Origin of the sequence: Pseudoclavibacter sp. RFBG4 (assembly GCF_002931515.1) — a bacterium.
GTDB lineage: Bacteria > Actinomycetota > Actinomycetes > Actinomycetales > Microbacteriaceae > Pseudoclavibacter.
Genome location: NZ_PSYC01000028.1, coordinates 139,995 through 162,179 on the forward strand (window position 1 = coordinate 139,995; position 22,185 = coordinate 162,179).

The following is a 22,185-nucleotide window of genomic DNA, read 5'->3' on the forward strand; positions in this document are numbered from 1 at the left end:
AGGGCGAAACGCCGGGCAGCGATCGCCGAGAGCGCCCGGGCAGAGCGCAACCCCCAGGAGCGCCTACTGCACCGTCGACGCGAACATATTCAGGCCGAGCTTGTTCGACAGGTGCCGGGTGGCGCGGATGCCGCGCACGCTGTTGCCGGCCGCATCCAGTGGCGGGGAGAACGTCGCGAGCGAGCCCTTGCCGGGCGCGATCGTGACGATGCCGCCGGAGACGCCGCTCTTGCCGGGCATGCCCACCTCGAACAGCCAGTCGCCGCTCGCCTCGTACATGCCGTTCGTCGCCATGACCGACAGCACGTCGCGGCTCACGGACGGATCGACGACATCCACGCCCGAGATGGGGCAGTCGCCGCCGTCGGCGAGCGTCGCGCCCATCGTGGCGAGGTCCTCGGCGGTGACGAGCAGCGAGCACTGCCGCGTGTACAGCTCGGTCACCTGAGTCGGGTCGAGCGAGATGTGCCCATAGCTCTCGAGCAGCCTCGCGATGCTGCGGTTGCGAGTGTTGGTCTTCATCTCCGACTCGTAGACGCGCTCGTCGATCTCGAGCGGGTGGCCGACGAAGTTCGACAGCCCCGCATGGATGAAGTCCCACTTCTCATCCCACGTCTTTCCGGGCACGAGCGACGTCGTCGCGATCGCCCCCGCGTTGACGAGCGGATTCATGGTGCGTCCGCCGTTGAGCTCGATCGCCATGACCGAGTTGAACGGCAGCCCCGTGTTGTTCACACCGATCCGCTCGCGCACCTCCTCGTGCCCCAGCTCCTGCACGACCAACGCGTACACGAACGCCTTCGAGATCGACTGGATCGAGAACTTGAGCTGCGCGTCCCCGAACGAGAACCGGTGCCCGTTCGCCGAAGTGAGGCTCAGCCCGAACCAGGACGAGTCGGCCTCCGCGAGCGCGGGGATGTAGTCGGCGACGGCGCCGTCCTGCACGTGGCGGTACCGCTCGTAGGTCTCGGAGAGCATCTCCCGCACATGCTCGGCATCCGGCAGCCTGCCGGTCGAGACGACACGGGTGTCGGGATGCACGAGGTCCGGCTCGCTGGGGAACGCGGTCGGGTGTTCCGGCAGGAGTGTCTGTTCGGGGAGAGTCGTCACGACCCCGAATCTAGTCCTGCACGGTGCCCGACGCGAAGAGGTTCATGCCGAGCTCGTTCGACAGGTGCCGCGCGGCTTTGATGCCGCGCACGCTGTTGCCGGCGTCGTCGAGCCGCGGCGAGTAGCTCGCGAAGCCGCCCTTGCCTGGCGCGATCGTCACGAGCCCGCCCGAGACGCCGCTCTTCGCGGGCATCCCGATCTCGTACAGCCACTCCCCGCTCGCCTCGTACAGGCCGTTCGCGGCCATCACAGCGAGCGCGTCCCTCGATGCACCCTGCCCGATGACCTGCTCGCCCGTCTTCGGGTTCCTCCCGCCGTCGGCGAGCGTCGCCCCCATGACGGCGAGGTCCTCGGTGCTCACGAGCAGCGCGCACTGCCGCGTGTACAGCTCGGTGACCTCGTGCGGGTCGAGGGTGATGTGCCCGTAGCTCTGCAGGAGCCGCGCGATGCCCTGGTTGCGGATGTTGTTCTCGCGCTCCGACGCGAACGCGTCCTCGTCGATCTCGAGGTCGCGCCCCGCGAAGGCGGAGAGGCCGCTCAGGATGAAGTCCCACTTCTCCTCCCACGTCTCCCCCGGCGCGAGCGCCGACGTGGCCAGGGCACCCGCGTTGACGAGGGGGTTCATGGTGCGGCCGCCGTTCAGCTCGATCGCCATGACCGAGTCGAACGGCAGGCCCGTGTTGTTCACGCCCACCAGCTCGCGCGCCTTCGTGTGCCCGACCTCCTCGCGCACGAGCGCGAACACGAACGCCTTCGAGATCGACTGGATCGTGAACAGCAGCTCAGCGTCGCCGCGACTGTACGACTGCCCTTCGGTCGACACGATGCAGATCCCGAACAGGTCCGGGTCCGCATCCGCCAGCGCCGGAATGTAGTCGGGCACCTCGCCGTCGTCGACCGACGAGAACTGCTCGTACGTCTCGTCGACCGCGGTCTTCACGTCGTCGGAGTCGGGCAGCTGCCCCGTCGAGATCGCCGAGCGGCTCGAGTGCACCATCTCCGGCTCGTCGCCGAACATGTGCGTTGCGTCCACCGTGGTCTGCGTCATGTGGGCAACCCTAGCCAGCCCCGCACGACGGGCAGCTGACCGAACCGGGGCGAAGCCGGGATCGGCCCAGGCAGGTGAGAGAACCCTGGACATCCGGGTGGCCCGGTTGCGGCAACTACTTGCATAAATGAAACTAGATGCACGCATCAATCGATGGAGAGGAAGGTCGATGACCGAAGCAGAGCACCCCGAGCAGCTCCGACTGCCACAGAGTCCCAAGCGCACACTCTCGGCCTTCGACTGGGTGATGCTCCTCGGCATCCCCGTTGTCGCCTACTTCGGCGTCGCGGGTGCGGCCGTCGGCAACACCGCCGGCCTCGTCCTCACCGGATTCGCCGCGCTCGCCATGGTCGCCTTCCGCGCCCTTCGTGTCGGCAGGAGGAACGAGCCGCACATCGCTCCGTGGACCCACTGGCTGTCGATCGGCGTCGCCGTCGCCTCCTTCGTCACCGCGTGGAACGCGTTCCGAGCCGCTCCCCTCGACACCGGCATCGTCTTTACGCTGCCCCTCGTCCCGGTGGCACTGTTCTTCGCCCTCGTCATCGCCGTCTTCCGGAGGCCGCGGCCGTGAGCGAGACGCCAGAGCTTCGAGCGCTGTTCTCACCGCCGCGGTTCAAGGTGCTCGGGTTCCTCGTGCAGGTCGAGGAGTCCGACTACGCCTCCATCGGGGAGTTCACCGGCCTCGGCGTTCCGGAGATCTCGAGAACCGTGAAGTTCCTGGACGAGGCAGGCCTCGTCCAGGTCAGAAAGGGCCAGAAGGGCCGCTACCCGCAGACCCTGGTGCGCGCTACGCCGAGCGGGCGGGGGCGGTTCCGCGAACTCCTGGCCGACTTGCAGCGCTACGGGCTGGGTGGTTGACCCACCCAGCCCGTAGCCGACTTGCCCAAGAACGGGCGACCCGTCAGGAAGGCCCCATCAATCGCTGAAGAGGCTGCACTGCACGGCACCCGCCGCGAGGCTCGCGGCCACGCCCGCGATGCCGCCGGCAACTCCGGCGCGCACGAGCTTCGGGCCGACCTTCTCCGCGACCTCGTCCCACTTCTTGTCGCGGATGAGCTCGGCGATCTCGCCGCTGACGATGCCGGAGATCAGGCCGATGACGCTGTTCTCGACCATGCAGTCCACGAACGCGTTCCCCGTCGATGCGGCGCGGGCCTGGGATGACTGCAAGGCCTGCGGTCCAGCGCCCTGCGCACGCGCCGCCTCGAGCGAGGCTCCGATGTCGGCGGCTTCCTGCTCGCCGATGATCGATGCGGCCTTCTCCTGGTCGTAGGAGACGACGCCGTCGGGCCCGAGGATGAGCGCCTCTTCGAAGAGGCTCTCGAGGGTCTGCGCCAATTCGGCTTCCTGCCCCTGCGTCATCGCACCGGACGATGCCGCCGTGAACGTCGTCGTGCTCGGCGAAGCTGTTGCGGTCGTGGGAACGAAGAATGCAGCAGCGAGCGTCGCGGCCGTCGCGCTCATGACCAACCTGTTGCGGACCTTCATGATCACTCCAATTCATCTTGCGTGTCGGGCGGAGGCGAACCCCCGCTTTCTGTGTGAGATTTCCTTGGTGGAGGTCGCGGTGACCTCCGGCAACAAGTCTTCCAGGCGGCATACGCCCTGCCCGAGCTCGGCGAACCGGTCGACGCGCTGGGCGAATCAAAGCGCGCGAAGAGCCGGGAGGCAGCGCGATCCAGGCAGCTCTGCAGGAATACTGCAGCAATTCTGCGCGTGCTCGCCGCTCCTGCCCACGTGCTTGCCAGGGCCCTCTCAAGTGGAGTCCGGGCGTGTCACTCAGTCGAGGCGCACCGGAGCAAGCTCCGACCACACGTCACCCGGCCCCGGGTTCCCGGCAGCGGATGCGCCCCCGAGGTGCTTCGCGACGCCCCACACGGCGTTGAGGGCCGTCGTCACCGCACCCTCGGCCCAGCCCGCCGTGAACGAGATGTCGTCGCCCGCGAGGAAGATGCCCCGCTGGTGGTCGTCGAGCTCGTCCTGCACGAAGTGCCCGAAGAGGCGTTCCTGGTAGCGGTAGTGGCCGGGCAGGTTGTTCTTGAACGCGCCCATGTAGTTGGGGTCGGCCTCCCACGACACGGTGATCGGCTCCCCCACGATGTGCGCGCCGATGTCGAGGCCGGGGTAGATCTTGTCGAGCGAATGCAGCATGAGCCGCGTGCGCTCCGACGCGTCGAGGGCCAGCCATTTCAGGGCGTCGTCGTTCCACGTGTAGGAGAGCAGGATCACGGCGGGCTTGTCGGGACCCTCGTCGATGAGGTACGTCGCGCGGGGCAGGCGGTCGGTGAGCGTCATGCTCATGACGGGCTTCCCCGTCGCCGGGTCCAGGTCGCGCCAGAAGGGCCGGTCGACCATCACGAACGTCTTCGACGAGAGCATGTAGTGGCTCTTCTCGATGGCCGTCCACATCTCGGGCGTGAACAGCTCCTCGTCCGTGTCGATGCGCGCCGACAGCAGCCACGACTGGCAGGTCACGATGGCGGACGCGAACTCCTGCGTGCGCCCCCACTTCTCCGTGATGCTGACGCCACCGTTCTGCCCGCGCTTGATCGCGGCGACCGCACCCCGCGGCACCCCGCCGTGCAGGCTCGCGAGGCTCGTGCCCTCAGGCCAGTGCTCCAGCTCGGTCGGCTCGTGGTGCCACAGGTCGACGGGCAGCTTCTGCGCCCCGCCCACGATGCGGCGGTGCGCGTCGTCGGCGTTCGTGAACACGACCCGCAGGATCTCGAGGATCGAATTGCCGAAGTCGGTGTCCCAACCACCCGTGCCGAAGCCCACCTGGCCGAACGCCTCGATGTGCTCGAAGCTGAGATCCCTGAAGGCCGCGCTCTCTGCCACGAATCCATAGAACGAGCGGTTGTCGAACTTCTCGACCAGCTCATTCCATGCGGCCTTCAGGGTCTCCGTATCGCGTGCGCGGATGGCGTCCTGGATGCGAACCAGGTCGGCCTCCTCCGTCAGCGCACGCTTCCACGCCTCCGCCACCTCCGTGAAGAACGGGGGCAGGTCGGCGGGAGTCTCGGCGTAGAACGAGGTGCCGGCGAGCTCGATGACCGTCGACGGCGTCACCTCCGCCAGCGGGTTCGGGAACGCCTGCGTCTCCAAGCCGACGAGATCGACGTAGTGGTAGAACGCACGCCCCGACTCGGGGAAGCGCATGCCGCCCAGGTCGGCGATGACGTTCGGCGCCGCATCGAACGACCGCGTCTTGAGGCGCCCGCCGATGCTGTCCGCCTCGAAGATGACGGGCTTCAGCCCCATCTTCATGAGCTCGTACGCGGCGACGACACCCGCGAGACCGGCGCCGACGACGGCGACCTCGGTGCCATGCATCCGCTCCGGTACCGACCCGAGGCCGGCCGGGTGGGTGAGGAACTCGTCGTAGCTGAACGGGAAGTCCGGGTTGAGCATGGTCACCGGCTGGGAGTCCTGCGGCGTGGATGCGCCTTCCGCGCGCTGCGGGCCGCTCGGCATCGGGGTCGCGATGGTCACTTGTGCTCCTTCATGATGACGGGGGTCGCGGCGGTCGCCGCGTTGACGTAGTCGTTCTCGCTCATGGCGCCGACGATGGAGTGCTTCCGACCGTACGCGAAGTACAGGCCGACACCCACGAGCATCCACAGCCCGAACACCATCCAGGTGGTGCCGCCGAGCGTGACCATGAGGCCGAGGCACATGACGATGCCGAGGATCGGCACGACGGGGAAGAACGGCACCTTGTAGCTGCGCGGCAGCTCGGGGCGGGCGCGGCGCAGGTAGATGACCGAGAGGTTGACGAGGGCAAACGCGAACAGCGTGCCGATGCTCGTCGCATCCGCCAGCTCGCCGAGCGGGATGAACGCGGCGACGACCGCGATGATCGACCCCACGATGACCGTGCCGGCGACCGGGGTGCCCGTCGAGGGTCGCACGCGGCCGAAGATCTTCGGCACCATGCCGTCGCGCGACATGCGGAACAGGATGCGCGTCTGGCCGTAGTAGACCGTCAGCACGACGCTCGCGATCGCGATGACCGCGCCGACCGAGAACATGAGCGCGAGCAGCGGCTGGCCCGTGATGTCGGTGAGGATGCGCACGAACGCCGCCTCGCCGTCGTTGAACTCGGTCCACGGGAGCGCGCCGATGGCGGCGACCGCGACGAGGATGTAGACGACCGTGACGATGACCATCGACAGGATGATCGCGCGCGGCAGGTCCTTCTGCGGGTTCTTCGCCTCGTCGCCGGCCGTGGAGGCGGCGTCGAAGCCGATGTAGGAGAAGAAGAGGCGGCTCGAGGCGGCCGCGACGCCGGCCGCACCCATGGGGGCGAGCGGCTCGAAGTTCGCCGTCGTGAACGCCGTGAAGGCGATGAACACGAAGATGAGCAGCACGATGACCTTGATGGCGACCATGACGGTGTTCACCCAGGCGCTCTCCTTCGCGCCGCGCACGAGCAGCAGCATCGCGACGATCACGAGCGCCGCGGCTGGCAGGTTGAAGAAGCCGCCGTCGAGGCCGATCGGGTTAGCGAGCGCCGGCGGGAGCGCGAGGCCGAAGACGCCGAGCGTCTCGTTGACGTACTGCCCGGCGCCGACCGCGACGGCGGCCACCGAGACGCCGTACTCGAGCACCAGGCACCAGCCGCACACCCAGGCGACGCCCTCGCCCATCGTCGCGTAGGAGTAGGAGTAGCTCGACCCGGAGACGGGCACCGAGCTCGCCATCTCGGCGTACGAGAGGGCCGAGAGCAGCGCGGCGAGGCCGGCGACGGCGAACGCGATCCAGACGGCGGGGCCGGCGAGCGGCACTGCGGTGCCCAGGATCACGAAGATGCCTGTGCCCAGCGTCGCGCCGACGCTGATCATCGTCAGCTGCCACATGCCGAGGGTGCGCTTCAGGCCGCCCTCGCCCGACTCGGTCAGGGACTCGTCGGTGAGCTGCTCCAGCGGCTTGCGCCGCAGCAGCTGCGTGCCGAGCGGCGTGCGTGACCGGCCGGCTGTGGTGGGTGGTGTCGCCATTGACGGTTGCCCTTCTTGGGTTCGGGACCAGCATGATCAGGGATCGATCGGCGCTGTCCAACTGCGCCCAGCAGTGCTGGGCCTGGCAATCGTATGGTCGCACCACGCAGTGCATCCACGGGCGATATGCTCGGTTCGTCGCGAAGATGCGACAGAATGCACGGGAGCTCGCATGCCATCACCCTCGTCACCACACGGCCAGATCTCACTCGCCCAACTGCTCGCACGCCCCGAGCTGCACCTCGAGGTGCTCGTGCCCGGCGACCTCGACACAAGCATCCGCTGGGTCGCGACGAGCGACCTCACCGACCCGACGCCGTACCTCCTCGGCGGCGAGTTCCTGCTGACTGCCGGCGTCGGGCTGCGCGACCTCGACCACGCCGAGCTGGAGGGCTACGTCGAACGGGCCGTCAGCGCCGGCGTCGTCGCGCTCGGCCTCGGCATCGACCCGGTGTTCCACGAGGTGCCACCAGCCCTCCTCGAGGCCTGCACCGCAAGCGACCTCACCCTCGTGCGCATCCCCAACGACACCCCGTTCGTGGCCGTGTCGCGCACCTTCGCCGAGATGACCGAGCTGCGGCGAGTAGATGCGCTGCGCACGCTCGCCGACGCGACCCGCCGGCTGCTGCGCGCCGCCTCCGCGGACCAGCCCGAGACGGCCGTGGCGGCGGCGCTCGCCGAGCGGCTCGGCTCCTGGGCCGCGATCGTCGGGCCGGGCGGCGCGGTGCGCGCGAGGGCCGGCCAGGTGCCACCCGCGCCCGTGCTGGGCGCCCTCGCCGAGTCGGCAGACCAGACGAGGGGCGGCCCGGCCGCCTACCCGCTGCGCAGCCTCGGCGGGGCCGCCCTCGGCACGCTGCTCGTGGAGGCCGCTCCCCCGGCGGGCTCGACGGCGCACGCGTTCCTCACGACGGCGCACGGCATGCTCGAGCTCATCGCGAGGCAGCGCACCACCGGCAGCGTCGCGCCCGGCCAGCTGCTCGTGCCGCTCCTCCTCGAAGCCGACGACGTATTCGCGCGCCCGGACGGCGGCCCGGACACCGAGCTGTGGCGCGACCTCCTCCTGCAGGCGGCCGGCGGAGACGCGCGCGCCCGAACCCTCCGGGTCGTCGTCGCCTGCGCGCCCTCCTCCCTGAAGGACGCGAGCGAGCTGCACCGCTGGCGCAGCCTCTTCGACACGAAGCTCGTCACCATCTCGGCGGAGCACGCCACCGTCACCCTCATCACCCGCCTCGACGTCACGGAACGGCGCCTCACCGCGTTCCTCGACGAGGGGTGGAGCTTCGTCGTCGGCCGGCCCGTCACGGCCGAGCAGCTGCGTGCATCCGCCGCGGAGGTTCGCGCACTCGAGCGGCGAGCGAGGGAGGACGGCGGGGTGGTGCGCGTCGGCGCCGACCTCGCGCCCGTGCACTCGTTCATCGGCGCGGCCTCGGGGCGAGCCCTCGCCGAGCGACGTCTCGAACCGCTCCTCGAGCTCGACGTAGAGGCCCGGAACGCACGCCTCGCGCTGCTGCGCGCCTGGCTGCACGCGAACGGGCACTGGGATGCGACGGGCCGCGAACTCGGGATGCACCGCAACAGCGTGCGCCGCGGCATCGACCAGCTGCGGGGGCTGCTCGGGCTCGACCTCGACGACGCCCGCGTGCGCGCCGAGCTCGTCATCGCCCTCGAGTACGTGGAGTAGCTACCCCGCGAACGACTCGGCCAGGACCCAGAGCAGCACCAGCGCCGCGACGACGATCGCGAACACCGGCGCCCCAGCCACGAGCACCTCGCCGAGACTCGCCCCGCCTCGGTATCGGCGCCGCACGAGCACCGGGGAGAGCGGCTCGCTGACCAGCGTGACGCGGCACCCGGCCGAGCGCAGCGCATCCACGACCCCGAGACCGTGCGGAGTGAACGCCGCGATCGTGTCGCCGCCGCCCCGCAGGATGACTCGCGCGGCGGTTCCCGGCCCCATCCTCGTCGGAAGCAGCAGGCGCTCGACGACGACGACCTCGTCGATGATGGCAAGCGGGATGACCCGCTCCCTCCGCCGAACGGAGCTGATCACGAGACCGGTCTTCTCGACCCTCGCTTCGACGAACCGGCCGAAGAGCACCCCGCCCACCGCGAATGCCACGGCCCCGAGGAGCGCAAGCACCGCGCCGCCTACCGAGCCCTGCGCCCACGGCCCTGCGGCAGCCTCGACGAGCGCGAACCACGCGACGCCGACGAGCAACGCAGCGGCCGCGATGACCAGAAACCATCGCCCAGCCCGTACCGACATGCGCTCCCTCAATTCACCCCGCCGCGATCGCCCCGAGTCGGGTTTCTCCGCCCCCTGCAGACGGTGATCAGCCTGCCGCACCAGCAAGCCAACAGGGTAGCCCGCGCACCACCGCAGGCACCCCCACCGCGGTAGGATTCGGGCACGCTCTCCCAGCGCGCAGCACCGCACCTCAGCGAGACCAGTGCTCGCCGAACGCACCGCTGCATCACTTGGCCTGAGCCGAGGTGACCTCGACGTGACCCGTTCCATCGACGCCCGAGCAGCACGCATCCCGCTTCGCGCGACGCGAGGCGATGCCCTGCGCCCGGCCCTCCTGATCATCGCCGTGCTCGCGCTCGCCCTCGGCGGCGTGCAGCTCGCCGTCGGCGTGGACGCGCCCGTCCCGTTCTGGGTGCCGCTCGCCTTCACCGCCGTGTTCTTCGTCTGGACGGCCGCCGGCGTCATCGCGTGGTGGCAGCGCCCCCTGAGCATGGTCGGCGGGCTGCTGCTCGTCGGCGCGATCGCCATGTTCCTCGGCGGGGTCGGCAACCTGGGGCTCCCCGTGCTGATGGAGCTGAGCACCATCTTCGCGACCCTCATCCTCGCCGTCACGGTGCACCTGCTGCACGCGTTCCCGTCCGGACGCCTGCAGGGGCGCGTCTCCATCGCCACGGTGGCCGTCGGCTACGGCGTGACGCTCCTGCTGCAGATCCCGCTGTACGTGCTCCCACCCGACACGCTCCCGCACCTCGTCGGAGTCTGGGTGCAGGCGTTTGTCGGCCTCGGCGTCATGGGGGTCACCGCGGCCCTCCTCATCCGCCGCCTCCGCTCCGCCGACCCGAAGAACCTGCGCGTCCTGCTCCCCCTGTACCTGTCCGGCATCCTCGCGGTGCTGAGCATCCCCCTCTCCGCCAACGTGCTGCGCCTCCTCGGTGCTCCCGGCGAGGTGATCGGCTCCATCCAGCTGGTCGTCATCGCGGGCATCCCCATCGCCTTCCTCCTCGGCGTGCTCATCGGCGGCTACGCGCAGACCGTGGAGGCGGAGGTGCTCAGCGCCTGGCTCAGCCTGGCCGGCTCCGCGCGCACCGTCGTCGGGGCGGCGCTCGCCCGCTCGCTCGGCGACGACTCGCTGCGGGTCGCGTACTGGGCAGAGAACCGGCAGGTGTTCGTCGACGAAGCGGGCCTCGACGTGGAGGTCCGCGCGCAGTCGACACCGCGCCAGTGGCAGGAGGTGCACGTCGAGTCCCGACTGGTCGGCGCCATCAGCTACGACGAGCGGATGATCGCAGACCCGGAAACCGTGCGCCGGGCAGGTCGTGTGCTCGCCATCGCGCTCGACCGCGAGCGCCTCACCGCCGCGCTCCTCGCGAGCAACGAGGCGCTGCAGCGGTCGAGGCTCCGCATCGTGGAGACCGCCGACCGCGAGCGCAACCGCATCGCCCGAGACCTCCACGACGGCCTGCAGGTGCAGCTCGTGCTGCTCGCGCTCGAGGCCCAGCAGATCGCCAACTCCGGCGACGCGCACCCGTCGACGATGGCCGAGGCGACCGCGCTCAGGCACCGCATCGACACGGCGGCCGCCGACCTTCGCCGCCTCGTGCACGCGGTGCTGCCGTCGGCGCTCGTCGAGCGCGGGCTGACGGCGGCCGCCGAAGACCTCGTCGATCGCCTCGAGATCCCCGCGAGCCTCGTCAGCGACGCCGACGACAGCACCTTGGCTCCCGCGACGTCGCAGTCGGCGTATCTCATCATGGCCGAGGCCCTCACGAACGCCGTCAAGCACTCCGACGCACGCACCGTGAACGTGCGCATCACGCAGCAGGGCGCGCTGCTCAGCGTGACGGTGAAAGACGACGGCCGCGGCGGGGCACGGGTCGAGGACGGCACCGGATTGAAGGGGCTCGTCGACCGGATCGACACCCTCGGCGGCTCCTTCGAGCTCGTCTCGCCGCTCGGGTCGGGAACGGAAGTACGAGTGGAGCTGCCATGCGGGTCGTGATCGGCGAAGACGAAGCGCTGCTGCGCGAGGGGCTCGGGCACGTCCTCAGCAATGACGGCTTCGAGGTGGTTGCCGCGGTCGGCACCGCCGTGGAGCTCGAGGTCGAGGTCGCGCGGCTCGCGCCCGACCTCGTGATCACCGACATCCGGATGCCCCCGACCTACACCGACGAAGGTCTCGTCGCTGCCCTCCGCATCCGGCAGGCGCATCCGCAGGCCGCCGTGGTCGTGCTGTCGCAGCACGTGCAGCGGCGCTACGCGAGCGAGCTCATCGGGCAACGCGACGGTGGCGTCGGCTACCTGCTCAAGCAGCGCATCGCCGATGTTCGGGCCTTCACCGCCGATCTGCGCCACGTGCAGGCGGGCGGCACCGTGCTCGACCCCGACGTCGTGGCCGTGCTCCTCGCGCGGGCGACGAAGATCAGCGGGCCCGTCGGGGAGCTCACACCCCGGCAGCTCGACGTGCTCGGGCTCATGGCCGAAGGCCGCAGCAACAGCTACATCGCCGCGCGGCTCGGCTCCTCCGAGAAGGCCGTCGTGCACCACACCTCGAACATCTACGACGCCTTCGACCTGCCCGTCGCTGCCGACGACCACCGGCGCGTGCTCGCGGTCGTCCGCTACCTCGCGGCCGCCGGAGACGTGGATGCCGGCGGCGGGCGCTGAGGCTCACCCGCGGGTGCCACGCGAAACGCCGACGGGCATTCTGGAACCACGATTTGTAACACTCGCCCGTTTCTGGGCATGTAGGTGATGTGAGCCCGAACAGACTCGAACCCAGCCGCGCGGAGCGCTTCTCGGCGCTGTACGACGACGCGTACGTCGACGTGCTGCGCTTCGTCACCCGCCGCACCAGCCACGAGGCGGCCGAGGACGTCGCCCACGAGGTGTTCCTGACCGCGTGGCGGCGCTTCGACACGGTGCCGACCGTCCGGGACGAGGCTCGCGCCTGGCTGTTCGGCACGGCTCGCAACTGCCTGCTCCGCGAATGGCGAGAGCACGGGAAGCGCGACGCGCTCGGCGTGCGCATCGCGGACGCCGAGCAGGCCCGGACGCCGGACCTCGAATCGCTGGCCGCCGATGTGCGCCTCGACCTCTCCGCCGCCTGGAAGCGGCTCGACCCGAGCCACCAGGAGGTGCTCTCCCTCGCGATCTGGGAACAGCTTCCCTCCGCACTCGCCGGATCGGTACTCGGCATCAGCGCGCAGAGCTACCGCGTTCGCCTCCACCGGGCGCGCGCCGCGCTCCGGGAGCACCTCGAGCGCGCCACACCACCACGCACCAGCCCCTCGACCGTGACGGAGCAGCAGGCATGAACGTCGACGACGAAACCCTCAAGCGCCTGCGCACACTCGATGTCGCGCCGCGCACATCTCTCACCGACGCCCAACGGGAGGTGGCCGCGGCCAGGAAGGCCAGCATCCTCGCAACCGACCCGACCGATCGCGAGGGCGCGGGCGCAGGTGCAGGTGCAGGTGCAGGAACGGGCGTGGGCACTGGCGCTGGCGCACTCCAGGCACCCTCGCGGCGATCCCGCAGGAGCCGCACTCGACGGCGCCTCGCGTGGGGCATCGGCATCGTCGCAGTGACGGGCGCAGCCGTGGCGGCACTCATCGTCGCCGCGACCACCTACCTCGGCAACCCGACCCCCGTCGTCGGCACCACCCCCATCGCCACGACCTCACCGTCACCGCTCGAGGCATCAGCACAGCCGCGGCTCACCGAGGCCGAGGCCATCGCCGGCTGCGTCGACGCATGGCGCCCCGATCCGGACGTCCAGTCGACGGAACAGTACGAGAGCTTCTACGTGAACGACAAGTCGATCACGAACGTCGTCGACGGCGAATGGCAGATCACCCTCGTGCCGACGCAGCAGATCGAAGCGGAGTGGAACCTCTACTGCACGTCGTCCGATGACCTCGTCATCAGCTACACCAATGGCTACGACGATTGGCCGACGATCGACGAGACACAGACCACAATGATCGGCGAGACCGTGCTCCTCGCCGCCAGCGAAGCACCTGAGACGATCATGGAGGCACGAATCGGCGGAACGCTCGGGCTCAACGAGGGCGGCTGCTGGGTCGTGATCGAGAACGACTACGAGACCCTGTTGCAGTTCCCCTTCGGTTCCACGCTGACGCAGGACGGCCGCGGAGTGGACGTTCCCGGCGTTGGCATTGTCGGCGAGGGCGACACCATCGGCGGCAGCGGCGGCATCGATTCCGCCCCTCCCGAGACACCCGCGATCTGCGGGGGTCCCGCACAAGTCATGGCGTTCTGGCAGGCAGCCTCGTGAACCAGCCACTCGGAGACCGCAGGCTCGCACCCGAGCCGCCGAACCAGCACCCCGCCGCCAAGAAGGCGCCGACCGCCGCTCGCGCCCTGTTCTGGACGTTCTTCGGCCTCGGGTTCGTCGCGATGATCCTCGCCTGGAACGGGTACGCGCTTGCCCAGTTCGAAGCACAGACGGAGCAGCCGAAGGCCCTGGCAGCCAACACGACGATGGCGGGGTTCGCAGAGCTGACGGGCGGCGTCCCGCTTGTGCTCGCTCACCTCGTAGGGGCGGGACTGCTCCTCCCGTTCGGCTGGCGCGCATGGCGGTGGAAAGGACTCGCGATCGGAGCGGCCTCCGTGGTGGCGGCCAGCATCGTCGGCATCCTCTCGGGTCAGCTGCTCTGGGAAGGCGAGCTCTTCGAGCTGGGCATCACCAATACCTCGTACCAGCCGTAAGCCGGTCAGCTCGCGACAGGCGAGCTGTAGAGGGTGCCGATGAGCTGCTTCGCGATCTCGGTGGCGGGCCCCGCGCCGTTCGCGGCCGGGGCGAGGTTCGCCCAGACGACGAGCGTCACGTCGGCGACCGGGTCGTAGCCCATGAAGGAGTTGAAGCCGGGCAGCTCGCCCGTGTGGCCGTAGAACTGCCCGAAGTGGGCGATGTTGTAGCCGTACGACGGGTCAGCCGGGTTCTTCGTCGTGGGCTGGAAGCTGTCCATGCGCGCCTGCTGCATGTCCGAATCCAGGATGTCGCCGCTCTTCCCACCGAGCGCCTCAACCCAGTCGGCGAGGTCGCCCGCGGTCGAGATGCCGGAGCCAGCCGACCACGCCCACGACGGGTTGTCGAGGGTGCCGTCGTTGGGTGTGAACGTGCCCTCCTCGACCTGCTTCATGAGGTCCGGCGGCAGCTTCGACGAGCCGATCGTGTTGACGTTGGTCCACCAGAAGTAGCCGTCGGAGTGCGGCGATGGGATGCTGCTGTCCCCGATCTCGGGGAACGACGTCTCGTCGAGGCCGAGCGGCGTGAAGATCCGCTCGTCGTAGATCTCAGCGAGCGGCTTCCCGTCGAGGTCCTCGGCGATGAGCCCGAGGAGGATCGTGTTGGTGTTCGAGTAGTGGTAGTCGGTGCCGGGCTCGAAGTCGACCGGCAGAGGAAGCGCCATCTTGATGAGCTCCTCCGGCTCCCACACGCGGTCCGGGTCCTCATCCAGTGCCGTGTTGAGCTCGAGCGTCTCCGTGTAGTTGGCGAGCCCGCTGCGCATGAGCAGCATCTGCTCGATCGTGATGTTGTCGCCGTTCGGCACGTCGGGCCGGTACTTCGACACGGGGTCCGCGAGCGCGATCTTGCCCTCCTGCACGAGCTGCAGGATGACGGTGCCCGTCCACGTCTTCGTGTTGGAGCCGATACGGATGTGGTCGTCGACCGAGACGGGCGTGCTGCCGCCGGGGCTCGTCACCCCGTAGGTCGCCGTGAACTCCCCCTCTGGCGTGCGCAGCAGCATCACGGCGCCCGGCTGGCCGAGCTCCTCCGCGGTCTCCTCGAAGATCGCGGTCACGGCCGCCTCGTCGAACGGCTTCAGCGTGGATGTCGGCGCCTCGGTCTCCGCGGCCTGCGCCGTGCAGGAGACGAGGGCGAGGGCGGCGACCATGGCGGTCGCCGTGTACGTCGTTCTCTTCGCGATCTTGGACATGTGCTGTCTCCTCATGGATTGCGTGCGAACTCGGGGATGCTCGGTCAGTACGCCTGCTGGATGATCGCCGCGACCTTGCCGACGTCATCGTTCGCTTCGAAGACCCCGGGCATGCCCTCGTAGAAGCCCTGGTTCACGATGATCGTGAACGCCAGGTTGCGGCCTGACTCGGTGACCATGACGCCGCCGAGGGTCTTGGTGCCGAGCCGGAGCCTGCCGTTGAACGCGTCGGCGCTTGCGAGAGTTCCCGTCTTCGCGAACACCTTCCCGGCGGCCGGGCTGTCCTTCTGCACGTCGGCGAGCGATCCGTCGACGCCGAGGATCGGCATCGTGTCGCGCCAGCGCTCGGCGTCGGGACGCTCCGCCATGAGGCTCTGGATCTGCACCGCGTTCCTCGGGGTGATGTAGTTGCCTTCGAGCCCGGAGCCGTCGACGAGGGAGGCGCCCGTCGTGTCGAGGCCGGCCTCGGCCCAGATGGCCTGCGCCACCCCCATGCCGTCCTTGTTGCAGTCGGTCTTGCCCGCGTCGACCGCGAGGCGGCAGACGAGGGTCTGTGCGCCGCGGTTGTAGCTGACCTTCATGACGTAGGTGATCTCCTCGGCGAGCGGCAGCGACTCGAGCTCCGCGACCGCGGGGAGCGCCTCGACGGCATCCCAGTTCGGGAGGGCCGACTTCGGGTTCTCCGCGGAGGGGTCGGCGCTGACGGTGACCCCTGCGCGCTCCAGGGCTTCGATGAACGCCGTGCGGGCGAACGTCGACGGGTCGTCGAACTCGAAGACCCGCAGAACGGGGTCGGCATCCGCGGCGATCGTGCCGGTCACGACGATCGTGTTCGGATCGCTTGCCGACACCTCCGGCGCCTCGACCTTGTACTCCTCACCAGCTGGCACCGTCTCCACCTGGAGGTCGAGCGCCCACTTTCCGACGGCAGGTGTGAGTGCCGCGGTCGCGGGGGCACCCGCCTCCCCCGGCGTGACGAGCACGTCGAGGAGGTTCTGGTTGATGACGATGGGGGTGATCGACTGCTCGGCGAGCGTGCCCTGGAACAGGCGGTCGTCGATGATCACGTCGCCGCTCACCGTCGTGATCCCGGACGCCTTCACCTGCGCGGCCAGCTCGTCGAGCCCCGTCAAGGGGTCCTCCGGCGTGAGCGTCGCCCCCGGCAGAGGGTTCGCGTCGTTGTGGTCGAGGTTCGCGAAGCTGACGCTGCCGTCGTCCTTGGTGCGTCCGCCCATCGTCAGGTCGCCCTGCCCGACAAGCACGAGATCACCGTCGAGCGTGCCCGCCGTGACCTCGCCCGACTGCTTGACCGGCGTCACAACCGTGTGGTCCGGCCCCCACTTCACCCACGCGGCCCCGGCGCTGTACGTCTTCACGAAGGAGCCCGGCTCGGCGAGCTTCTCGCCGTCCAAGTCCACGAGCACCTCGCCCGTGTCCAGATCCTCGACCGCGATCGACCAGCGTCCGCTCGCGAACTGCGGCTGATTCATGACCTCGAGTGCTGCATCCGGAAGGCCAGGGACGGACACGAGCGTCGTCCCGTCCCACACCGGGACGTCCGCGTCGTTCGCGTCGGCCGCGACGCACCCCGTGAGCAGCAGCATCGCGACGGCCCCCGCCGTCAAGACGCGAGCGCCGCGGCCGAACCCTGATCCGCGTGCTCGCCCGGCAACGCCGTCGGCGATCACGCGCCCGCTCCGTTCGCGAGGACCTCAGCGAGGGCGCGGAAGGCGATGTCAGCCGGATGCCCGGCAGGGCTGTCCGACTCGTTCATGTAGACGACGATGCTCGCGCCCGTCGCCGGGTCGTGGAAGGTGGCGGCCGTGAAGCCGAGCCCCTCGCCGTTATGGCCGAGCCACCCGTTCGTCTCCCCCATCCCCACCGCATACAGGTCGTAGGGCGGCTTCGGGATCTCATGGCCCACCTGGCGCAGCTCCTGCGTCTCCGGCTTCAACAGTGAGCCCGAACCGAGCGTCTCAGCCCAGGCTCGCCCATCCTCGAGCGTCGAGAAGAGCGAGCCGGCGGCTCCGAGGATGGACGGGTTCTCGCTCTGCGCGACGGGCTTGCCGTCGTCGATGACGTAGCCCGTGGGATGCGGTTGCGCCCAGTCGTCGACGTCGGTCAGGTACGTCGTGCCCGTCTGCCCGAGCGGGGTGAGGATGCGCGCGTCGAGCGCATCCGCGTACGGCTCGCCTGTGACCTTCTCGACGACCGCGCCGAGCAGGTTCGTGTTGGCATTCGTGTACACGTACTCGGCGCCGGGCTCGAACCGCGCCGGCTGATCGACGACGGGGGCGTTCAGCTCCTCCAGGGTGTAGATCTTCGTCGGGTCGGAGAGGAACTCGTCCTGGAAGGCCTCCGTGACGTAGTCGGCGTTCCCGCTCGACATGTTCGCGAGCTGCAGGAGCGTGATCCTGTCGCCGTTCGTGATGCCCTCGACGTACTGATCGATGGTGTCATCGAGGCTCAGCCTGCCCTCGTCGGCGAGCTGCAGGATGAGCGTGACCGTGTACGACTTCGTGATGCTGCGGATCGGCCACGACATGTCCGTCGTGACGGGCGTGCTGTCCTCGACGTTCGCGAGTCCCGTGGCCGTCGTCCACGAGCCCTGGCCCGGAATCCACACCCCGGCGGCCGCACCTGGCACCTCGAGCTCGGCCATCACCGCGTCGAGCGCAGCCTGCAGCCCGTCCTGGAGTTCCGCGGGCAGCTCGCCGTCCGGCGCGGCGGGGCGAGTGACCTCAGGAGCCGCCGAGTCAGTCGCGCTCCCCGCGCCGTCACCGCCGGCAGACGTGCATCCGCTCGCCAACAGGCCGATGGCAGCGGCCATCGCCGCCATGCCGAGAAGACGAGCAGATAGGGGAGCTCTGGATGCTTGGGATGCTCTGGAGGGGGCTTGGGGGCTGCGCATGATTCCTCATTCGTCGAGGTTCCCTGAGAGACGTCGGGAAGATCACATCTCAGGAATCACACTCGCCGACGCGGGCACTCGCGACAATGGACCTAGGTCCCTGTTGAGCTGGTGTGCCGCACGCATCGCGCGCGGGCTGGCAGGATGCCCGTATGACAGTGCTCCTCGACCAGGTCGTCATGACCGACTACGGACTCTTCTACCTGACGTGGGAGGCGTTCGATTACGACGGTGACCTCGCGCCCCACTTCGCCGGGCAGCAGAACGGTTGGGTTGGGGCCGCACTGCCCGGCATGCTGTTCGTCTGCCTCGCACGTCGCGCGGGAGGGTCCGCAGTGAAGATCGAGCTGCTTGAGGCGCGCCCGCAGCTCGACGCCACCGGCGAAGACTGCGTCGAAGTGTCCGTCACGCTCACCGACGACCGAGAAGTATGGTGGAGCGGCTTCACCGGCATGGACGCAGGTGCGTTCGATTTGCCCGGTGGCACATACAGGCTCCGCGTGACTGCCCGAGGACGCGACGCGGGCCATGACGGCGAATTCGAAGACGAAGTGGTCGACTCGTACTTGCTGCAGCTCTGGTCAGCGCCCGTCGAGCACGACGAGATCGTTCGAACGGGCAGCACCGATGCGCGCTATTGGAATGACGCCTGGGGAACTCCGCAGGGCGAGACGGCGCCCACTCGAAGCTGAGGAGAGGCCCGTCGCCGACCCCTCACTTTCCCCAGTCAGCCAGACGGGTTCTCGACCGGGAAGCCGTCGGCATCCGTGCCAGCTTCGGGGTCGACCTCACTCGGCGGGGTGGGCGCGCTCTCGTGCCGAGCTGCGTCGGGGTCGCCGCGGTCCTCGCCCACGGCACGGACGCTGCGCAGCGCATCCCGCTCGGCAGCCTCGGCCGCCTGCGCGGCGCTCTGGCCCTCGTCGGGAGTGTTGGCACCTACTGGTTCATGGGTCATGGACCGGACGCTACGCGACGAAGATCCACCGGCCCCAGGGGTTGCGCCGAAGCGCTTCCGGTGCTGCGTGCGCCGGTCAGCGGCGGCCGGTGCCCTGGCTTTCGCCCTCGACTGCCGAGATTTTCGCGTCTCGTCGGCGTCGCTCAGCCTCACGGTAGACGACCCATAGGAGCGCGGTCGGCAGGATGAGCAGGATGCGCAGAAGCACATCCCCGGTCTGGAAGGACGCGCCGACGACAAGCACCGACAGCAGCACGAGCCCCGCGAGGATCCAGCGGCGAGTGGTGGCGTCTTCCATGTTGGCCTCCGGTCTTCGATGTCGTGGCTCGCGCTCCGGTCGCGCTCCCCCCAGGAATCACGTTCGCAGCAGTCAACCAGGCGTAGCTTCGAGTTGGCTCCGCTGGCGCCGTCGCACTTGGGCAGGCCTGGGTCTGGCCGCACTCAGGCCGAGTCGGTCCGCACGGCCTCGATGTGCATCGCCGTCTGCTGAAGCGCCGAACGCAACGTGAAACCGTCGAGATTCGCCCAGCCGGCCGACCACGTGAGGCGAGAGGCGATCTCGAAGATCGAGGCGTCTGGCGAGACCGTGAGGGCGCCCGCAACCTCATCGGTGCGGCGCTGGTGGTGCCGCGCATGCTCACCGCAGCGTTCGGCAAGCCCCACGAACCGGTAGCCGTGCCCCGGCACGGCCTCGTCGACGCCGAGCTCGACGATGCGCCGCAGCGAGCGCTGATACTGGAGCACCGGGTTGCTGCCATCGTCGCCGCCGAGGCCGAGGCCCGGGTGCAGCACGGGTGAGACGTGGTCGCCGGTGAACACCAGCCGGGCCTCCTCGTCGACGATCGACAGGTGCCCGGGTGTGTGGCCCGGGGTGTGGACGGTACGCAGCCGTCTGCCGGGCACGTCGAGCAGCTGCGCGTCATCGACAAGCACGTCAGCGCGCAGCGAGACCGGGGTCGCCGACCGCCCGACGAGCTGAAGGATCTGCGGGCGGCGTTCGACCGGCACACCCCACCCGACGAGCCTTGCCGTCTCGACCTCGACGCTCGGCACGTCCGCAGCCAGCGCATCGAGCGCCGCCTGCTCGGCACGGTGCAGCACGATCGGCGCACCCGTCGCATCCCGGAGCCGCTCGGCCAGACCGAGGTGATCGTGATGCAGGTGCGTCACGATGATCGACCGCACCTGGTCGAGCCGGTGGCCGGTCGCCGTGATGGCGGCGGAGAGCACGGCGAGGTTCGCTTCGGAGTCTGAGCCAGGGTCGATGACGTGCACGCCACCCGCCTCGTCGGCGATCACCGAAGCTAGCGTGCACGGGATGCGGCCACCGGGCGTCGGCCCCGCGGGCATCGGGCTGCCCACCGTCCAGATCCCGTCCCGCACCGCCTCGAGGGGCGCCACGGCTCCGTCGTGCCAGGCCGCCTCCTGCGCGGCGCTGCTCGCCGCGACGCTCGCGCCGCTCATGCCGCGGTCACCTGTTCTGGCAGAGCTCCGAGCCAAGTGCATCCCATGCCAGAAGCCTAGGACGCTGGCACCGACTCCGACTCCGACAGCGCGCGTGGAGCGGGCGTGCGGGCGCGAACGGACGCCGCCCGAAGCTCCAAGCCGGCGACCTCCGTGACCAACTTCAGTGCCAGAACGGCCCAAACCGCCTTTGGAACAGCGAGGGAGCCCGATTCTGCACTGAAGTTGGTCAGCATCCGGCGAGAGCGAACCAGCAGATGCGGACGCAGACGCGCGGGCAGTCCAGCTAGCGGCGCACCGCGAACATCGAGACGAGCTCGTAGACGACGTGCGCCGCGGCGACGCCCGTGAGCTCGGCGTGGTCGTAGGCCGGCGACACCTCGACGACATCTGCCCCGACAACGTTGAGGTCCGCGAGACCGCGCAGGATCTCGAGCAGCTCGCGGCTCGTCATGCCGCCAGCCTCTGGCGTCCCGGTGCCGGGCGCGTGCGCCGGGTCGAGCACGTCGATGTCGATGGAGATGTAGAGCGGGCGATCCCCGATGCGCTGCCGAAGCTGCTGCACGACCGCATCCGCTCCGCGACGGTAGATGTCGGCCGAGCTGACGATGCCGAATCCGAAGCGCTCGTCGTCCTCGAGGTCCTGCTTGCCGTACAGCGGTCCGCGCGTGCCGACGTGGCTGAGCGCGTCCGTGTCGAGGAGCCCTTCCTCGAAGGCGCGGCGGAACGGGGTGCCGTGTGTGTACGCCGCACCGAAGTACGTGTCCCACGTATCGAGGTGCGCGTCGAAGTGCAGCATCGCGACGGGGCCGTGGATGCGCGCCATGTTGCGCAGGAGCGGCAGCGCGATCGTGTGGTCGCCGCCGATCGTGACGATCTTCGCGCCCGTGTCGCTGAGGGCCTTCGCGGCCTGCTCCACGGTCCCTAGCGCCTCCTCGATGTCGAACGGGTTGACGGCGACGTCGCCGGCGTCGGCGACCTGCTGCGCTGCGAACGGCGACACGTCGAGCGTCGGGTGGTAGGGGCGCAGGAGGCGGCTCGACTGACGCACGTGCGCCGGACCGAAGCGAGCACCGGGGCGGTAGGAGACGCCGCTGTCGAACGGGACCCCGAGGATCGCCACGTCGAGCTTGTCGACCTCATCGACCCTCGGCAGCAGCGCGAAGGTCGCGGGCCCTGCGAAGCGAGGAACCTGCGCCGAATCGGTCGGTCCGACGTTGCCGTCCTGCGTCACCCGAGCGGGGTTCATCCAGAAGAAATCGTTGCTCACTGTGGGGCCTCCTTGCCGCGTGCTTCTCCCCAGAAGCTAGCGAAGGAACCGCCTTTAGGGACGCACTCTTTGCACCAGGCAACGCGAAGCTCGGTGCAAATCGCACGCACCTCTCTCCCGTGAGATGCACCACGCCACCCGACCCGACCGCCCTCGCTACCTCGCCGTCGCGAACTCGCCACCCCGCCACCTCGCCCCACCGCCATCGCCACCTCGCCA

At 69.4% G+C, this 22,185-nt stretch carries 22 protein-coding genes; 9 read left to right on the forward strand and 13 right to left on the reverse strand.

Features of this window, described 5'->3' with window-relative positions; translation table 11 throughout:
• Positions 1–63: 63 nt before the first annotated feature.
• The gene (gene glsA / locus C5E10_RS11250; RefSeq protein ID WP_308471384.1) at positions 64–1,110 is read right to left on the reverse strand and encodes a glutaminase A; all 1,047 of its coding nucleotides are present in this window, start codon (positions 1,108–1,110) and stop codon (positions 64–66) included.
• 10 nt (positions 1,111–1,120) lie between these two features.
• Entirely contained in the window at positions 1,121–2,158 is a 1,038-nt protein-coding gene (glsA, locus tag C5E10_RS11255; protein ID WP_258071097.1) for a glutaminase A, read from the reverse strand.
• Positions 2,159–2,327: 169 nt separating this feature from the next.
• On the opposite strand from glsA (C5E10_RS11255), the gene C5E10_RS19415 reads away from it, so the two are divergent.
• A complete protein-coding gene (locus tag C5E10_RS19415; protein WP_258071098.1) occupies positions 2,328–2,729 on the forward strand; it encodes a hypothetical protein in 402 nt (133 codons plus the stop codon).
• Positions 2,726–3,016 carry a transcriptional regulator gene (locus tag C5E10_RS19420; RefSeq protein WP_258064024.1) on the forward strand — a complete coding sequence of 97 codons (291 nt, stop codon included), beginning with the start codon at positions 2,726–2,728 and terminating at the stop codon, positions 3,014–3,016. The genes C5E10_RS19415 and C5E10_RS19420 overlap by 4 nt, the downstream gene beginning before the upstream one ends.
• A gap of 57 nt (positions 3,017–3,073) precedes the next feature.
• Here the strand turns inward: C5E10_RS19420 and C5E10_RS11265 are convergent, their stop codons facing one another.
• The 3 genes from C5E10_RS11265 to C5E10_RS11275 all read right to left on the reverse strand — a co-directional run bounded on the left by C5E10_RS11265 (position 3,074) and on the right by C5E10_RS11275 (position 7,155).
• Positions 3,074–3,646, reverse strand: coding sequence for a hypothetical protein (locus C5E10_RS11265; RefSeq protein WP_146080238.1), 573 nt, complete (start codon positions 3,644–3,646; stop codon positions 3,074–3,076).
• A 291-nt stretch (positions 3,647–3,937) separates the two neighbouring features.
• On the reverse strand, positions 3,938–5,650 hold the full coding sequence (locus C5E10_RS11270) for a flavin monoamine oxidase family protein (protein ID WP_374953504.1): 1,713 nt from the start codon (positions 5,648–5,650) through the stop codon (positions 3,938–3,940).
• On the reverse strand, positions 5,647–7,155 hold the full coding sequence (locus C5E10_RS11275) for an amino acid permease (RefSeq protein WP_104306428.1): 1,509 nt from the start codon (positions 7,153–7,155) through the stop codon (positions 5,647–5,649). The genes C5E10_RS11270 and C5E10_RS11275 overlap by 4 nt, the downstream gene beginning before the upstream one ends.
• Before the next feature lie 172 nt (positions 7,156–7,327).
• On the opposite strand from C5E10_RS11275, the gene C5E10_RS11280 reads away from it, so the two are divergent.
• Positions 7,328–8,836 carry a PucR family transcriptional regulator gene (locus tag C5E10_RS11280; protein WP_104331707.1) on the forward strand — a complete coding sequence of 503 codons (1,509 nt, stop codon included), beginning with the start codon at positions 7,328–7,330 and terminating at the stop codon, positions 8,834–8,836.
• On the opposite strand, the gene C5E10_RS11285 is transcribed toward C5E10_RS11280, so the two are convergent.
• Positions 8,837–9,421, reverse strand: a complete 585-nt coding sequence (locus tag C5E10_RS11285; protein ID WP_104331708.1) for a hypothetical protein — start codon at positions 9,419–9,421, stop codon at positions 8,837–8,839.
• A gap of 238 nt (positions 9,422–9,659) precedes the next feature.
• Here C5E10_RS11285 and C5E10_RS11290 point away from each other — a divergent pair, with 238 nt between their 5' ends.
• The 5 genes from C5E10_RS11290 (at position 9,660) to C5E10_RS11310 (ending at position 14,134) form a co-directional block, all read left to right on the forward strand.
• Positions 9,660–11,402 (forward strand): sensor histidine kinase, encoded by a 1,743-nt coding sequence (locus C5E10_RS11290; RefSeq protein WP_146080240.1) that lies wholly within the window; start codon positions 9,660–9,662, stop codon positions 11,400–11,402.
• Positions 11,390–12,067: a response regulator transcription factor gene (locus tag C5E10_RS11295; RefSeq protein ID WP_104331710.1), complete on the forward strand. Its 678-nt coding sequence runs from the start codon at positions 11,390–11,392 to the stop codon at positions 12,065–12,067. The genes C5E10_RS11290 and C5E10_RS11295 overlap by 13 nt, the downstream gene beginning before the upstream one ends.
• A gap of 89 nt (positions 12,068–12,156) precedes the next feature.
• Positions 12,157–12,717: an RNA polymerase sigma factor gene (locus C5E10_RS11300; protein WP_104331711.1), complete on the forward strand. Its 561-nt coding sequence runs from the start codon at positions 12,157–12,159 to the stop codon at positions 12,715–12,717.
• Complete coding sequence (locus tag C5E10_RS11305) at positions 12,714–13,700, forward strand: hypothetical protein (RefSeq protein WP_181062731.1); 987 nt, start codon at positions 12,714–12,716, stop codon at positions 13,698–13,700. The genes C5E10_RS11300 and C5E10_RS11305 overlap by 4 nt, the downstream gene beginning before the upstream one ends.
• A complete protein-coding gene (locus tag C5E10_RS11310) occupies positions 13,697–14,134 on the forward strand; it encodes a hypothetical protein (RefSeq protein ID WP_258071099.1) in 438 nt (145 codons plus the stop codon). The genes C5E10_RS11305 and C5E10_RS11310 overlap by 4 nt, the downstream gene beginning before the upstream one ends.
• Before the next feature lie 5 nt (positions 14,135–14,139).
• Here C5E10_RS11310 and C5E10_RS11315 read toward each other — a convergent pair whose 3' ends face one another.
• Genes C5E10_RS11315 through C5E10_RS11325 form a run of 3 tightly spaced genes read right to left on the reverse strand, consistent with a single transcriptional unit; the run spans position 14,140 to position 18,205 of the window.
• Positions 14,140–15,366: a serine hydrolase gene (locus C5E10_RS11315; RefSeq protein WP_104331713.1), complete on the reverse strand. Its 1,227-nt coding sequence runs from the start codon at positions 15,364–15,366 to the stop codon at positions 14,140–14,142.
• A 44-nt stretch (positions 15,367–15,410) separates the two neighbouring features.
• Positions 15,411–17,054, reverse strand: a complete 1,644-nt coding sequence (gene dacB / locus C5E10_RS11320; protein WP_219820358.1) for a D-alanyl-D-alanine carboxypeptidase/D-alanyl-D-alanine-endopeptidase — start codon at positions 17,052–17,054, stop codon at positions 15,411–15,413.
• Positions 17,051–18,205, reverse strand: coding sequence for a serine hydrolase (locus tag C5E10_RS11325; protein ID WP_181062732.1), 1,155 nt, complete (start codon positions 18,203–18,205; stop codon positions 17,051–17,053). The genes dacB and C5E10_RS11325 overlap by 4 nt, the downstream gene beginning before the upstream one ends.
• 224 nt (positions 18,206–18,429) lie before the next feature.
• Between C5E10_RS11325 and C5E10_RS11330 the strand changes: the two genes are divergently transcribed.
• Entirely contained in the window at positions 18,430–18,969 is a 540-nt protein-coding gene (locus C5E10_RS11330) for a hypothetical protein (protein WP_104331715.1), read from the forward strand.
• Between the two features lie 35 nt (positions 18,970–19,004).
• Here C5E10_RS11330 and C5E10_RS11335 read toward each other — a convergent pair whose 3' ends face one another.
• From C5E10_RS11335 to speB, 4 genes are all read right to left on the reverse strand, one after another.
• Positions 19,005–19,232 carry a hypothetical protein gene (locus C5E10_RS11335; protein ID WP_104331716.1) on the reverse strand — a complete coding sequence of 76 codons (228 nt, stop codon included), beginning with the start codon at positions 19,230–19,232 and terminating at the stop codon, positions 19,005–19,007.
• A 76-nt stretch (positions 19,233–19,308) separates the two neighbouring features.
• Positions 19,309–19,530, reverse strand: a complete 222-nt coding sequence (locus tag C5E10_RS11340; protein WP_104331717.1) for a hypothetical protein — start codon at positions 19,528–19,530, stop codon at positions 19,309–19,311.
• Positions 19,531–19,673: 143 nt separating this feature from the next.
• Entirely contained in the window at positions 19,674–20,696 is a 1,023-nt protein-coding gene (locus C5E10_RS11345) for an MBL fold metallo-hydrolase (RefSeq protein ID WP_181062733.1), read from the reverse strand.
• Positions 20,697–20,982: 286 nt separating this feature from the next.
• Positions 20,983–21,945: an agmatinase gene (speB, locus tag C5E10_RS11350; RefSeq protein WP_104331736.1), complete on the reverse strand. Its 963-nt coding sequence runs from the start codon at positions 21,943–21,945 to the stop codon at positions 20,983–20,985.
• Positions 21,946–22,185: the final 240 nt, after the last annotated feature.